13 protein-coding genes are annotated in these 15,075 nt (G+C 43.5%); 3 read left to right on the top strand and 10 right to left on the bottom strand.

The window, feature by feature from the left end; genetic code table 11:
• Nucleotides 1–244 precede the first annotated feature (244 nt).
• The 10 genes from cydC to ACJAT7_RS13825 form a co-directional block, all read right to left on the bottom strand.
• The gene (gene cydC, locus ACJAT7_RS13870; RefSeq protein ID WP_415227397.1) at nucleotides 245–2,023 is read right to left on the bottom strand and encodes a heme ABC transporter ATP-binding protein/permease CydC; all 1,779 of its coding nucleotides are present in this window, start codon (nucleotides 2,021–2,023) and stop codon (nucleotides 245–247) included.
• Nucleotides 2,023–3,831: a heme ABC transporter permease/ATP-binding protein CydD gene (cydD, locus tag ACJAT7_RS13865; protein ID WP_415227396.1), complete on the bottom strand. Its 1,809-nt coding sequence runs from the start codon at nucleotides 3,829–3,831 to the stop codon at nucleotides 2,023–2,025. The genes cydC and cydD overlap by 1 nt, the downstream gene beginning before the upstream one ends.
• A gap of 412 nt (nucleotides 3,832–4,243) precedes the next feature.
• Nucleotides 4,244–4,543 (bottom strand): YciI family protein, encoded by a 300-nt coding sequence (locus ACJAT7_RS13860; protein ID WP_415227395.1) that lies wholly within the window; start codon nucleotides 4,541–4,543, stop codon nucleotides 4,244–4,246.
• Nucleotides 4,544–4,545: 2 nt separating this feature from the next.
• The gene (locus tag ACJAT7_RS13855) at nucleotides 4,546–5,097 is read right to left on the bottom strand and encodes a septation protein A (protein WP_415227394.1); all 552 of its coding nucleotides are present in this window, start codon (nucleotides 5,095–5,097) and stop codon (nucleotides 4,546–4,548) included.
• 42 nt (nucleotides 5,098–5,139) lie between these two features.
• Nucleotides 5,140–5,949 (bottom strand): tryptophan synthase subunit alpha, encoded by an 810-nt coding sequence (trpA, locus tag ACJAT7_RS13850; protein ID WP_415227393.1) that lies wholly within the window; start codon nucleotides 5,947–5,949, stop codon nucleotides 5,140–5,142.
• On the bottom strand, nucleotides 5,949–7,136 hold the full coding sequence (gene trpB, locus ACJAT7_RS13845) for a tryptophan synthase subunit beta (protein WP_415227392.1): 1,188 nt from the start codon (nucleotides 7,134–7,136) through the stop codon (nucleotides 5,949–5,951). The genes trpA and trpB overlap by 1 nt, the downstream gene beginning before the upstream one ends.
• 5 nt (nucleotides 7,137–7,141) lie before the next feature.
• Nucleotides 7,142–8,563: a bifunctional indole-3-glycerol-phosphate synthase TrpC/phosphoribosylanthranilate isomerase TrpF gene (trpCF, locus tag ACJAT7_RS13840; protein ID WP_415227391.1), complete on the bottom strand. Its 1,422-nt coding sequence runs from the start codon at nucleotides 8,561–8,563 to the stop codon at nucleotides 7,142–7,144.
• On the bottom strand, nucleotides 8,557–9,579 hold the full coding sequence (gene trpD, locus ACJAT7_RS13835; protein ID WP_415227390.1) for an anthranilate phosphoribosyltransferase: 1,023 nt from the start codon (nucleotides 9,577–9,579) through the stop codon (nucleotides 8,557–8,559). Before trpD ends, trpCF begins: the two co-directional genes overlap by 7 nt.
• Nucleotides 9,580–10,188, bottom strand: coding sequence for an aminodeoxychorismate/anthranilate synthase component II (locus ACJAT7_RS13830; protein WP_415227389.1), 609 nt, complete (start codon nucleotides 10,186–10,188; stop codon nucleotides 9,580–9,582). It lies immediately after the preceding gene.
• A 4-nt stretch (nucleotides 10,189–10,192) separates the two neighbouring features.
• Nucleotides 10,193–11,794 carry an anthranilate synthase component 1 gene (locus ACJAT7_RS13825; RefSeq protein WP_415227388.1) on the bottom strand — a complete coding sequence of 534 codons (1,602 nt, stop codon included), beginning with the start codon at nucleotides 11,792–11,794 and terminating at the stop codon, nucleotides 10,193–10,195.
• 354 nt (nucleotides 11,795–12,148) lie between these two features.
• Here ACJAT7_RS13825 and rnm point away from each other — a divergent pair, with 354 nt between their 5' ends.
• The 3 genes from rnm (at nucleotide 12,149) to rluB (ending at nucleotide 14,577) form a co-directional block, all read left to right on the top strand.
• Nucleotides 12,149–13,015 carry an RNase RNM gene (rnm, locus tag ACJAT7_RS13820; protein ID WP_415227387.1) on the top strand — a complete coding sequence of 289 codons (867 nt, stop codon included), beginning with the start codon at nucleotides 12,149–12,151 and terminating at the stop codon, nucleotides 13,013–13,015.
• Nucleotides 13,012–13,632, top strand: a complete 621-nt coding sequence (locus tag ACJAT7_RS13815; protein WP_415227386.1) for an L-threonylcarbamoyladenylate synthase — start codon at nucleotides 13,012–13,014, stop codon at nucleotides 13,630–13,632. The genes rnm and ACJAT7_RS13815 overlap by 4 nt, the downstream gene beginning before the upstream one ends.
• Before the next feature lie 69 nt (nucleotides 13,633–13,701).
• Complete coding sequence (gene rluB, locus ACJAT7_RS13810) at nucleotides 13,702–14,577, top strand: 23S rRNA pseudouridine(2605) synthase RluB (protein WP_415227385.1); 876 nt, start codon at nucleotides 13,702–13,704, stop codon at nucleotides 14,575–14,577.
• Nucleotides 14,578–15,075 lie beyond the last annotated feature (498 nt).

The following is a 15,075-nucleotide window of genomic DNA, read 5'->3' as shown; positions in this document are numbered from 1 at the left end:
ATATAGCGGATTGGAAGTTAGACAAATTCATAGCGTGCGAAAACAGCAAGCCTGCTTGGTTTAGAGAGTGAAATATGGAATTAGCGGGTGATTTTGTAAATATTAGTTGGACTCAAGCTTGAACAATTCACTGCGCCGAATTATTCGAGTTTTTAGTTATCAGTCCTCTGAAAGTAACCTGATATCAGGTTACTTTCATTAGCGTAAGCCGAAAACATGGCGTCTACAGATAAGAATTATAGCGCTAATGTAACTGTTGATGGAGGCTGGCGTAATAATCATCTCTTGCTAATAAATCAGTATGATGACCCGAAGCACGTAATACGCCATCCTCCATTAAGTGGATTTTATCCATTTTTGTCATAGCGGTCAGACGATGGCTTATCATTAATACGGTTTTATCCTTAGCAAATTCAAATAACAAAGAAAGGATCTCTCTTTCCGTGCGTTTATCTAACCCTTCCGTAGGCTCATCCAGTAATAATAATGGTGCATCACGCAGTAACACTCTTGCAACACCGATACGGCGCTGTTCACCACCAGAAAGTTGTCTGCCACCTTCACCTATCCATGCATCAAGAGGATTTTCTCCCTCGATTAATGCTGATAGTCCGACCTTTTTAAGTACTGCAATCAGACGTTTATCATTGCGTTCTTGAGCCGCTTTTTGCTCTGTATCGGTTGAAAATTCAGGAGCATCCGGCTGCGCTAAGGTCAAATTGTTTCTTAGTGTGGCTGAAAACAGATAAATACGTTGACTCACTAAGGAGAGCCCGTCGGTTAAGGCTTGTTGGCTGTACTGGTCAATATCTACGCCATCAACTAATAAACTGCCGGAATTTGGCTGCCATTCCCGCGTGATCAATGAGAGTAAGCTTGATTTACCGCAGCCCGTTTGCCCTAACAACGCCACCTTTTCACCCGCTTTAATCGATAAATTAATTCCCTTGAGTATCTCTTCGCTGCCATTTTTATATGAGAACACGACCTCTTTGAGCTGTAATGCGCCATGTCTTATGGTTGCTTTATTTTGATTGTTAAATACGATCTCCGGTACCTGTTCAACTAATTCATTAACGCGTTTGCCCGCATTGACACAAGAGGAGAGATGCTGAAAAGCACCTGCAATAGGCATCAACATTTCAATACAGGCCAGCACCATAAAAGTTACCATCGCTAACATAGGCCCCGGCGGCTGATGTTCACCAATACCAGAAGCAGCAACATAAAGCATAAGCACCACGACTATGCCATGGCAGAAGATCAATGCTGCCTGGCTAAATGCGGTCACATTTGCCATGGCACGCTGGCTATCTAAAAGGTTTGTTTCAGATTGTGTTAATTTTTCACGAAAGCGTGCATGCGCCCCAAACAGAGAAATTTCAGCTAACCCCTGCACAAATTCCAATATTTGGATGCGTAATAATCGTTTGCTTTCGAGTTGTTTAATACCGGGTTTTCGGCCAAGAAAATAGAAGATCCAAGGTAAAATAAGCCAAATCAATAACAGGCTGGCAGATAAAATCAGTGCTAATTCCGCATCTATCCAGGCAACAAACAGATACAAACCAGCAAGCATTAATAATGCGGCTATCATTGGCGTAATCAATCGTAGATAAAGATGATCTAAGGTATCGATATCAGCCACTAACCGATTGAGCAGTTCTCCTTGTCGTAACTTTTGCATATTACGCGCACTAAGCGGCAACACCTTACGCCAGGCCCAGACACGAAGCTGAGTTAGCAGTTTAAACGTTGCTTCGTGGGTCGCTAAACGCTCACCGTATCGACTTGCGGTTCGCATTATAGAGAGAAAGCGAACGCCACCCGCGGGCGTTAAATAGTTAAACGCTTGTGCGGTTATTAGAGTTAGCCCTGCCACGGCAGATGCTGATAAAAACCATCCTGAAAGTGATAATAAACCGATACCGGCGATTAATGAGGTAATACTTAAAAACAAACCGATCAACATCATTAACCATTGATGCTTAAACAATTTAATAAAAGGTAGTAAGGCTCTCATCAGTTAAGCTCCTTATTTTCTTGCTCGGAATCATCGCTCTGCATCTGCTTAAATAACCCCGGTATGTTGTTTAAATGCTCGAAACTGCCTTGTTGAACGATTATCCCTTTATCTAACACTAAAACAGTATCCATTTGCTGCAACTGATCTAATCTATGGGTAACCATCAAACAGGATGAGTTTATCATTGCCTCACGCAATGCACTGAGCACCGCTTGTTCATTATGTCTGTCCAAACTTGCTGTCGGCTCATCTAATAAAAATAGCGCTGCATCTTGCCCAAGCGCACGCGCTAATGCGATACGCTGCGCTTGCCCCACGGAAAGACCTGCCATTTGCTCGCCAATCGGGTGCTCTAATCCCAATGCTTGTTGATTAACAAAGTCGAGTACTTTGGCCTTCGCTAATAACGATCGAACCGTCTCATCCTGCATTTTTGGGGAGGCCATCGCCACGTTATCACGTACAGTGCCATGGAAAAGCTGCGGATCTTGGCCAAGCCATGCCAAATGAGCGCGCCATTGTGATACGGCTAATTCGTTTAACTCAATACCATTAATTGTAAGCGAGCCTTGATAGGGTAAAAAACCCAATAAACCATTTAAGAGGCTGCTTTTACCCGCGCCGCTCGGACCGACAACCGCCATATGTTGGCCATTATTAAGTTGAAAACTGAGTGGCCCTGCTAAGGTAATGCCTGAATGACTCTTTACTGTAAAATCAGACGCAACTATCTCTAGTCCAGCATGCCAGTTTATTGTTTTGTGAGTTGTGCTTTTGTCAGTAGATAATGTTGTTTGCGCGCTCGTTTCCAGCTTATATTCTAATAATGTCATCAACTCTTCAGCTGCACCAATCGCCTGTGCCTTAGCATGATAATGGGTGCCCATATCGCGTAATGGCTGATAAAATTCAGGCGCAAGCATCAAGACAAACATACCTGCAAACAGACTAAATCCCGCATCATAATCACCAAAATTAAAGTGACCTAAGAAACTGAAACCAAAATAAATAGCGAGCAATGCGATAGAGATAGCGGCAAAGAACTCTAGTACCGCCGAGCTTAAAAAGGCGAGACGTAATACGGACATGGTTTTTTTACGAAATGATTCAGAGGCTGCTTCAATCTCCTTTCCTTCTGCTTCACCTCGATTAAATAGCTTTAAGGTATTTAATCCTTTTAAACGGTCCATAAAATGGCCACTTAGCTTTGCCAAAGCACTGAAATTCTTACGGTTGGCATCTGCTGCCCCCGCACCAACAAAAATCATAAATATTGGGATCAGTGGTGCCGTGCATAATAAAATAAGTCCGGCAGCCCAGTTTAACGGAAATACAACGACCAAAATTGTGAGTGGAATAAAACCGGCCAGTATCATCTGCGGTAAGTATCGCGCATAAAAATCGTGTAAGTCTTCAACTTGTTCAAGCACAATCGTTGCCCAACTGCCCGCGGGTTTACCTTTGATGAAAGCAGGCCCTAACTCACTGATTTTATCCAGTACTGCACTGCGAATTTGTAACCGTAGCCGTTTACCTGCTTCGAAACCGCTTCGTTCACGGGCATAGGCAAGTAATGCACGCACTGGAACTAACGCCAGTAAGTATAAAAACTCATTGCTGAAGTCAGACTTAGGAAGGGTGAGAATAATGATGCCATGCAGGATAGTAGAGATTAAGTAGGCTTGTACTATCAGGGCGAAGCCAGTTAATAAGCCAAATATCACTGTTAAATTGAGATAAAAACCACAAGCTTCTTTCTGTATTTTTAACCAGGAGGTCAGTTGTTTTTCTAAGGGTTTGTCCATATTGTTCCTGCAGTTCGAGTTTCATGATTGCGATTGAAAACGTAATAGAACGCAGTATCGCAGGCTCCGGCCATAAATGAAACTAATACCAAAGGAACTAAAAAGGTGAACAGTCTAGCTTGTTAAAATCAACGCTAACTACGTTGTGAGTTTTATTCAGAACGTCCTGTTCTTCACCACTTCGTGATCAGCTAAAGCTGTTCAAAATCGTTCCATACGATTTTTGTGAAGTGAGAACAACTATCTCCTGCAACTCACGCCTTGTTAGTGCTAATTTTTCCTGCGCCATACTTGATCACTTCCTAAAAAAAGAATATGAAATTATCTAAGTTTTATTAAAATCAAGGCATAAAAAAATCCGCTGTTAATGGCTTAACAGCGGATTTCAAACAGTTAATTATCTGTTTATCGGCTAAGGCAGTACTTTTTTGAACGGTTTTACAATCACATTAGCGTAAACACCCGCTGCAACATAAGGGTCGTCATCCGCCCATGTTTGTGCATCTTGCAGGGAGGTAAACTCGGCGATCACGGTTGAGCCGGTAAATCCCGCTTCACCCGGATCTTCACTATCAATAGCAGGATTTGGCCCTGCCACCAATAAGCGACCTTGTTCATTTAAGGCTTGTAAACGTGCAATATGTGCAGGTCGAGCCTGTTGGCGCAGCGCCAAGCTGTTTACTACATCGCGCGAAAAAATAACGTATAACATAGTTATTCCTTTTTTTCTTTTTCTACGGTGGCTGGTAAGTATTTATAGAGGTAAAGGCCGCTTAATACGGTAAAGGCGAGCGTAACCCCCAACAGTCCAAATACTTTAAAATTCACCCAGACATCTTGTGGTAGATTAAATGCGACATACAGATTTAACACCGCTAAGGCTGCAAAAAAGAGGGCCCATGCAACATTTAAGTTATTCCAAATATTGTCCGGTAAGCTAAGCTCTTTTCCAAGCATCTGCTTGATAATTGGTTTTTTATAGATCAATTGGCTAGCTAACAAGGCGATTGCAAACAGGGCATAAACAACCGTGACCTTCCACTTAATAAAAACATCATCATGTAAAATCAATGTGAAACTGCCAAATACTAAGACCATCAAAAAGGTGATGAGATGCATTTTTTCAACTTTACCATGTTTAAAATAGTTATAAGCGAGCAGCAACCCGGTTGTTATCATTAAGGATGCAGTGGCGGCATAAATATCAACCATCTTATAGACGGCAAAAAATATAACCAGTGGAATGAATTCAAAAAATTGTTTCATGTTTGTCTCTTTTGTAAAAGTTGGCAAGCCCACATTAACATATTATTTATGCGTTGCTAATTTCATTTTACTGATGAACTTGTGCATTTCAGTCAGTAACAGTTCGGGGTTATCAAGATTCTGTTCGATAATTTTAACCACCGCTGAACCTGATATTGCCCCTGCAGCACCCAATTTAATAGCCTCTTTCACCTGAGACGGTGTGGAAATACCAAAACCAAGCAGTGAAGGGGGCGCCTTATGTTTATTGAGCGTTGCTAACATATGGTCAACCGGCATTCCCGCCTTAGCGTCCGAACCGGTAACACCGGCACGGCTAAGCAGGTAGGTGTAACCACTGCCAAATTCGGCTACTTTTTGCAGGGTTTCCTCGGAGCCATTGGGCGGCGCGATAAAAATCTGGCGAATGCCAAATTTTTTGGCGGCTGCACGATAAGGTGCGCTCTCTTCCAGTGGCGCATCCGCAATTAATACCGAATCCACGCCCGCTTTTGCACAACGCTCATAAAAGTTTTCGATGCCGTTACGGTAGACAAGGTTAACGTAGAGCAGCAAACCGATTGGCACTGTCGGGTGCAGTTTGCGAATTTCAGTGATGATCTCAAAACAGCTATCCGGTGTCGCGCCTGAATGTAAAGCGCGCATTGATGCATTTTGAATCACTATGCCATCGGCAACCGGATCTGAAAAAGGGATCCCCAACTCCAGCGCATCAGCGCCAGCCGTTACTAATGAGTCAATAATTTTAATAGAAAGTTCACGGTTGGGATCGCCAATCGTTACAAAAGGAACGAATGCGCCCTGATTTTCAGTTTCAAGACGGTTAAATAAAGCCTGATAACGTTTGCTCATTAGAAAATTCCTCTTTCTTCAAAAATTTTTGCAACAGTAAAGATATCTTTATCACCGCGGCCGGATAGGTTAACAATAATAATCTGTTCTTTATCGTCATTTTCAATAATTTTAAGTGCATGTGCCAATGCGTGGGCGGACTCCAGTGCCGGGATAATGCCTTCCTGTTCAGAAAGTGCTTTAAAAGCCGCTAATGCTTCGTCATCTGTTGCATTTACATATTGCGCGCGCCCTGTTGCGGCGAGGTGTGCATGTTGCGGACCAACCGAGGGGAAATCAAGTCCAGCTGATATTGAGTAAGATTCTTTTACCTGACCATGTTTATCTTGCATCATTAATGAATGCATACCAAAGAAGATCCCTTGTGAGCCATAGGAGATAGGGCAGCCATGTTTACCCGTTTCGATGCCATGTCCGCCGGGTTCAACGCCAATCAATTCAACATTTTCATCTTCGATAAAATCGTTAAAGATACCAATCGCGTTAGAGCCGCCACCGACACAAGCGATCACTTTATCGGGTAAAATCCCCTCTTTTTTTAAACACTGCTGCTTTGCTTCTTCGCCAATGATTTTTTGAAATTCACGCACAATGGTCGGGAACGGGTGGGGACCTGCTGCTGTGCCCAATAGATAGTGGGTCGTTTCATAGCTGCCGGCCCAATCGCGCAAGGCTTCATTACAGGCATCTTTTAACGTTGCTGAGCCAGATGTTACTGGAATCACTTCCGCGCCCATTAAACGCATACGGAAAACATTGGGTTTTTGACGATCACAATCGACAGCGCCCATATAAATTTTGCATTTCAAACCGAGCAATGCACAGGCTAACGCGGTGGCGACACCATGCTGGCCAGCCCCCGTTTCAGCAATGATTTCATTTTTACCCATACGTTTAGCCAGCAGCGCTTGACCTAATACCTGGTTGGTTTTATGCGCGCCGCCGTGGAGCAAATCTTCACGTTTAAGGTACAGTTTGGTTTTTTTACCCTTGGTTAGATTGCGACATAAGGTAAGGGGAGTAGGGCGCCCTGCATATTCGGTTAATAGCTCTGAAAATTCGGCGATAAATTCAGGATCAGATTGTGCTTTTAAAAACGCCGCTTCTAACTGCTTTAATGCCGGTACGAGAATTTGTGGTACAAACATGCCACCGAAATCACCGAAATACGGATTTAATTCTTCCATTTTATTTATACCTTTTCTGAATTACGTTGCATATAACTTTTGATTGCGGCAAATGCGGCATCTACTTTACTTTTGTCTTTTTTACCCGGGCTAAGCTCGACCCCGGAGTTAAAGTCTAATCCCGCACAACCAATCAGCGCGGCTTGCTGCGCATTGTCAGGTGTTAAGCCGCCAGCGAGTATGATTTTACTTTTATCTATATCCGCGCCATCGAGTAGCGACCAATCAAATGCTTTACCTGTGCCGCCGGTTTGGGTGCCACAACGGGTATCAAGGAGATGTTTTTGGACATTATATTTAGCGAAATCGGGTAAGCTGTCGCTGATGCCGTGCGCCTTCCAAATTTCACATTTTTCAGGTAATAGTGCGCGCAGTGTTTTCACATATTTAGGCGTTTCATCGCCATGGAGTTGCACCGCACTTAGGCCAAGATGTTTAGCGGTATAAGCGATAAGCTCTGGATCTTCATTTTGGAAAACACCCACATAGAGTAGCGGGGCGCCAACCATAGTGAGACGTGCCTGTTCCATATCCACAAAACGCGGTGATGCATCAGCAAAAATCAAACCGCCATAGACAGCGCCTGCCTGATAAACAATTGCCGCATCACGCGGATTGGTTAATCCACAGACCTTGTTTTCACCCACTATTAAACGGCGACAAGCGCGGTCAATATTGTGCTGGCTCATAATTGAGCTGCCCACTAAAAAGCCATTGACATAGCGGCTTAAATCTTTCACCTGCGCATGGTTATAGATTCCTGATTCTGAAATCACAATTCTATCCGCCGGTATTTTTACCGCCAGATTTTTGCTGCGATTAAGATCGATACTGAGATCGCGCAAGTTACGGTTATTAATGCCGATTACATTCGCACCTAAGGCGATTGCGCGCACCAGTTCATGCTCATTGCTGACTTCGGTGAGCACGCCCATATTAAGACTGTGTGCGGTATCGCGATAAGCCTGATAGGCATCATCATCGAGCACAGATAACATCAGTAAAATCGCATCTGCCTGATAGTAGCGAGCCAGATAAATTTGGTAGGGATCAATAATAAAGTCTTTGCATATAACAGGTTGAGTTACCTGCTCGCGCACTGTTGTAACAAATTCAAAATTACCTTGAAAATATTTCTCATCGGTTAGCACTGAGATTGCGCTGGCATAGCGTGCATAAGTGCCGGCTATCAAGTCTAAATCAAACTCTTCTCTAATCAGCCCTTTTGAGGGAGAAGCTTTTTTACACTCTAAAATAAAAACGCTTTTATCTTGATCCAGCGCCGCGTAGAAATGACGGTCACTCATGGTCAGTTGATCTTTAAACTGAATCAAAGGCTGCTGTTGCTGGCGCGCTTTAACCCACTCAATTTTATCGTCAACAATTTTACCCAGAATAGTGTCTTGCAGACTTTGATCGTTTAACATTGGCTTTGCTCCGCTAATTGTTGCATTAATTGTAAAGGCTTGCCTGTTAACATCATATCAAGTGCCATTTTTGTACCCTGTTTAAAGTTATCCGCGAGTCCATTTAAGACCAGTAAGGCGGAGACGTTAATCGCCACGGCGGCTTGCTGTGCATCGCTGCCCTTACCTTGTAATATTTGTTCGATAATTACTCTATTCTGCTCTGCATCGCCGCCGAAAATAGCCTCTACAGGGTAGCGCGGTACGCCAAAGTCGGCCGGTGTTAATCTGTATTCTTTTATCTCGCCATCAATCAATTCGGCCACTTGTGTTTCGCCGTGCAGGGCAACTTCGTCTAAGCCGCTGCCAAAAACCACCATTACACGCTTCATTCCCAATTGCTTATGCACTTCTGCAATCGGTCTTAAAAGCTCAGGTGCATAGACGCCCATTAGTTCAAAATCCGGGCGGGCAGGATTGACCAGCGGGCCCAATAGATTAAATATTGAACGTGTTTTAAGCGCGCCGCGCACCGGGGCGGCAAAACGCATCCCGGCATGATATTGCGGGGCAAAAATAAAGCAGATATTAAGCGTGTCCAAACAGTGACGCGCGACTTCCGGGGTCATATTTAAATTAACCCCGAATGCGGCAAGCAGGTCTGAAGAACCTGATTTACTGGAAACACTGCGGCTACCATGTTTACACACTTTTAGGCCGCAAGCTGCCGCCACAAACGCGCTGGCCGTGGATATGTTAATGGTGCCCAAACCATCACCGCCGGTACCAACAATATCGCTAAAGGGGTAATCTGGACGCGGGAAGCTTTTCGCTTGCGCAAGTAGCGCCTTGGCAGCCCCCGTTATCTCATCCGGTGTTTCCCCTTTTATTTTCAGTGCGGTTAACGCGGAAGATAGAATGATTTCATCGATTTCACCTTGTACGACGCGTTCAAAAAAAGCTTGGCTCTGTTCACTTGAAAGTGACTTTCCGGCATACAGTTGCTCTAATATCTGATGAACATTTAACTGACTCATTTAAATAGTCCCTTTGCTGGTAACCAGATTCAAACTGGTTTCTAATAATTTTGCGCCTTCACAGGTTAAAATTGATTCAGGGTGAAATTGAAAACCTATCACCTTGTCTTTTTCATTGTAAACGGCCATGCACATGCCATTAAAATCAGCGACCACTTCCAGTGAATCCGGCACTGTTGTGCCAACTAAAGAGTGATAACGGGCGACCGACAGGGGCTGCTTTAACCCTGCAAACATACGGTCGCCACAATGGCTGATTAACGATGATTTGCCGTGCATAATGACTTCGGCTTGTCCCACAACTCCGCCGTATTGTTCAATCAGGGCTTGATGTCCTAAGCAGATACCTATGATAGGAATCTGCCCTTTACATAAACCTATTAGCTCAATCATACAGCCTGCCGCGCTGGGTGCGCCTGGGCCGGGAGAAAGAATTAAAACGGCTTCATTTTCACAATTATCAATATGGGATTTTACCTGCTGGGCAGATAAACTATTGCGGTATATTTTTACCGGGTAACCGAGCGTTTTAAACTGGTCGACTAGGTTGTAAGTAAAGGAGTCAAAGTTATCCAGAAAAAAGAGTGTTTGTTTTGTCGTTGTATTCATCTGCTTATTCTCCTGAAACGGCGGCTAAAACGTCAGCAAGTGTGCTGCCGTGTGCTAACGCGATAGCATTTAATACAGCGGCTGCTTTGCCGCGTGTTTCATCGGCTTCGGATTGAGGGTCTGAGTCAAAAACAACGCCTGCTCCCGCCTGTGCTTGGGCAATGCCATCTTTAACAAATGCCGAGCGGATAACGATACAGGTATCCATATCACCGCAACCATTGATATAACCCACTGCGCCGCCGTAGCTTCCGCGCCGTTTTTGCTCTACTTGGCGCACCAGATCGGAGGCGCGGATTTTTGGCGCGCCGACTAAGGTGCCCATGTTCATACAGGCTTGATAGGCATGCAGCGCATCAAAATCCTGGCGTAACTTGCCCACTACCCGCGAAACCAGATGCATCACATGGCTGTAGCGATCAACTTTTAGGAGGTCGGCAACATGGCGTGAGCCGGGTTCACTGATACGGGCCACATCGTTACGCGCTAAATCAACCAGCATTAAGTGCTCAGAGGTCTCTTTTTTATCTAAGCGTAATTCCAGCTCTAAACGACCGTCTAAATCTTGATTGATTGAACCATCGGGATTAAAGCCACGGCCGCGTGTACCGGCAATCGGATAAATTTCTACTTCATTTGAACTTTGCGTATATTTAAGCGCGCTCTCGGGGGATGCGCCAAACAGAACAAAATCACTGTCTTGTAAATAAAACATGTAAGGGCTTGGATTTGTTTCTTTTAGCTTGGCGTAAGCTGCGAGAGGATTTGGACAAGAGAGTGAAAAACTGCGCGAAGGGACAACTTGGAAAATATCGCCTTTTACTATGTACTCTTTTAGCTGCTTAACAATAGCGCAATATTGGTTGTCGGAAACATCCGTTGTTACTTTACCAATTAGCGGGACGAAGTGATCGTCCGGGGCGGTAAAGTCGTTGCATAGAGCTTGCAGTTGCGTCAGTCGTGAGTTAATGCGCAGTTCGTTTTCATCTGAATATAAACCGCCAAAAACGCTGCCGAGTATCTGACTTTTTTGGGTTTGATGATCTTGAATTAACAGAGTTTCTGCGACATAAAACATAAAGTCAGGGCAGATATTGTCACTCTCAGGTACCGCGAGCAGATCTTCAAAGGTGGCGATGAAATCATAGGCAAAAACGCCGCCAAGAAAGAGTGCCTGGCTATGTGCTGAGCGTTTTTTTATTTTAGCAACGATACAGCGCAGCGCATCAACTGGAGATGCTGATTTGAGGCGCTGATCTTCATCACCACTGCTATCTGATTTAGGAAAAGTGAGTTGTAATTGTGTCGGAGATTGCCCGCTAATAAGTTGGATTGAAAATTGCGGTGTAATAAATGTCAGTAAATCTTTACCGTTATCGGTTAATGCCTCGAAGTTAACGACTAAACCGCGGCAGGTTATTTTCATGCAGCTATCTATCAGCATTAAGCTTTTAAGGTGCGCTTTACTCTCAATTTCAGCGGAGTCTAAGAGCAGATTGTTGACCTCATTTTCTGTGATACGTTGGAATAAGGCGAGTGAGTTTTCAATATATCCGCACTCGACTTCAATGCTTTTTAAAACCCCAATTGGGTGAAGTGTATTCATTTTCTAATCCTTTTGACTGCTATTTAATGGCTTTTGTTGATTGCGGTTTCTATTATTGCCATCGCCAACGCTGTGTAAGGATATTGATTATGTTCATTTTATTTCTCTAATTTTATTTTATTTCTAATTTTAAAGCGCCAAATACAAAAAAAGCCCGCAATTTGCGAGCTTTAAAATTTGGTTTTTTGGGAAATTACACTATACAAAAACCTCATTGCTCGCTTAAGAGAATGAGTGCCACCAAGAATCTTTAAGAGTAATTGTAGATAAAATCATATATTATATGTCCCATAAATTTAGACATCTATTTTTTGCGATTCTGCTGTTAATGTCAAGATGATTTTTAGGATATTCATGTTAATTGATCTTCACTCACATACTAAAGCCTCGGATGGTCAGTTAACCGCCAAAGAATTAGTCGAACGAGCAGCGAATCGTCAAGTCAATATTTTAGCGATTACAGATCATGATACGGTTGATGGGTTGGCGCCCGCGCGGCAAGCTATTATTGAGCAAAATTTAAAGTTAACCCTAATTGATGGCATCGAAATCACCACTAACTGGCTAAACCATGAAATTCATCTGGTCGGTGTCAATATAAACCCGCAGCATGGCGTGTTAACTGATTTAATTACAGCGCAAAAAGAAAAGCGTGAAAGTCGCGCTGTGGAGATGGGGCGGCGTTTGGAAAAAGCAAATATTCCCGGCGTTTATGAAGCAGCGAAACGACTAGCGGGAGAGGGCGCAATCACACGAGCACATTTTGCGCGCCACTTAGTTGAAATTGGTGTGGCGGCCACTTTCCAAAAAGTGTTTGATAAATATCTGAGCCGTGGTAATACCGCTTATGTGCCCCACAATTGGGTCGATCTGGAACAGGCTATTGATATTATTCATCAGGCGGGCGGGCAAGCTATCTTAGCACACCCGAACCATTACAAATTATCGAATAAATGGATGCGCCGTCTGTTTACAGAGTTTAAAGAATTTAATGGCGATGCCATGGAAGTGGCGATGGGGCAACAATCGCCGCAAATGCGCCTGCAATTAGCGATGTGGAGTAATGAGTATGATCTACTTGCTTCACAAGGGAGCGATTTTCATTTTGTCGGTCGCTGGCGAGATCTCGGTAAAGCGTTACATCTACCGGAGATTGCAAAACCAATATGGAGTGACTGGCCAAGTTATCAAGCTTTAGCTATCAAAGAAGAAATATTATGAGTCAATTTTTTTATATACACCCGGAAAACCCACAAGTACGTTTGATAAAACAGACTGTTGAAATTCTAAAAAAAGGGGGGGTGATTATCTACCCAACCGATTCCGGTTATGCTTTGGGCTGTACTATGGATAATAAACACGGTTTGGACAAAATCTGCAAGATTCGAGATTTAGATAAAAAACATAACTTTACGCTGGCATGTAGCGATCTCTCAGAAATAGCCACTTATGCCCGCGTTGATAATCAGGCGTTCCGCGCGTTGAAAAATAATACACCGGGTGCCTATACCTTCATCTTTAAATCAACTAAAGACTTACCAAAGCGTTTGATGAACCCTGCCAAACGTACTATTGGTATCCGTATTCCCAATAATGTCATCGCATTGGCATTGCTGGCAGAGTTAGGCGAACCATTAATGACCACCAGTTTGATTCTGCCGGGCTTCCAGAGTACAGAGTTTGATCCCGAAGAGATTCGTGATCAATTAGAGAATCAGGTAGACCTGATTTTAAACGGGGGCTATCTCGGTGAGTCACCGACCACAGTGGTCGATTTTTCAGACGACAGTGTGGTTGTGGTCCGCGAAGGTGCGGGCGATATAACCCCATTTCAATAAAAGATTCAAAATAATAAGTGGCCTTGGCCACTGTTGGCATAATGAGAATTACCCAAAGGAAAAGTTAAAATGAGTGAAAAATTACAAAAAGTATTAGCACGCGCAGGTCTAGGTTCACGCCGTAAAATGGAAGCCGTTATTGCAGAAGGGCGTGTCAGCATTGATGGTAAAGTTGTTTCTCTTGGTGAGCGGGTGACCGAAGATCAAGTTATACGTGTTGATGGTCATATGATAAAAAATAAGAGTGCCGAGAAAGAGATCTGCCGAATTCTTGCCTACAACAAACCCGAGGGTGAAATTTGTACGCGCAGTGACGAGGAAGGGCGTAAAACTGTGTTTGAACGTTTACCGCGTTTAAATGGTGCGCGCTGGATCTCCATTGGTCGATTAGATATTAATACATCCGGTTTACTGCTATTTACTACTGACGGTGAATTTGCCAATAAAATGATGCACCCAAGTCAGCAAGTTGAACGCGAATATGCGGTGCGTATATTTGGTGATGTTAATGAGGCGATGCTTAACCGCTTACGGATGGGGGTGAAATTAGACGATGGTGAAGCTAAGTTCCTGTCAATTAAAGAGTCGGGTGGTGAGGGGATCAACCGTTGGTTCCACGTTGTTTTAACCGAAGGGCGTACCCGTGAAGTGCGCCGTTTATGGGAAAGCCAAGGTGTACAGGTAAGCCGTTTAATGCGTGTACGTTACGGTAATATCCATTTAGAAAAACAGTTGCCGCAAGGTGGCTGGATTGAGCTAAATCTTAAAGAAGTGAACTATCTGCGTAAACTGGTTGATATGCCAAAAGAAACAGAAACCAAAGTACAGGTTGATATCAGTAAAGTGAAAAATACCCAATCGCGTATTCGCCGTGCGGTGAAAAAGCATAGCCAACATCGTAAAGCGGGTGAACGCCGTCGTAATACGGGCCGTACCCGTAACTAGTTTGCTGCTTAGTAAATCACTGTTTAAAGAAAAGCATACTTAGGTATGCTTTTTTGTTTTCGGCACTCGCACAGTTAATGACAAAATAACAGCATACTCCCAACCCTAAATAATCGACACAATAAATCGTTTGGCAGATCTTTTATTGTTGAAAAGTGCCATGAAAACAAAATAAAATAAATAATGAAATTTATAGTTGCGAGCGCTGGTCTTATAACAGTAAATCAAAAAGTGACTGTTCAACCCTTTAATATTATCTAAAAAGGTGATCAGATTTAGACCTGATGATTCTGTTTCAGATCAGAAGATCGTTTAGAGAGGTAGATGGTTTCGCCTAAATATAGGATTTAAAATGAAAAAAATAATTATAATTTCAGTGATAATGGTAGCGATAGCTGCTTTTTTTGCTTTTGATTTGGGAAGCTTTTTAAGCTTGGAGAATATTAAAGCCAGCCAGGCAGATATCGCTCAATGGCAGGCAGATAATACTTTTATCGC

The organism is Psychromonas sp., assembly GCF_047632995.1.
In the GTDB taxonomy this organism is placed as follows: Bacteria; Pseudomonadota; Gammaproteobacteria; order Enterobacterales; family Psychromonadaceae; genus Psychromonas.
Note: the sequence above shows the minus strand (reverse complement) of the source record. Positions and strands in the feature narration are given on the sequence as shown.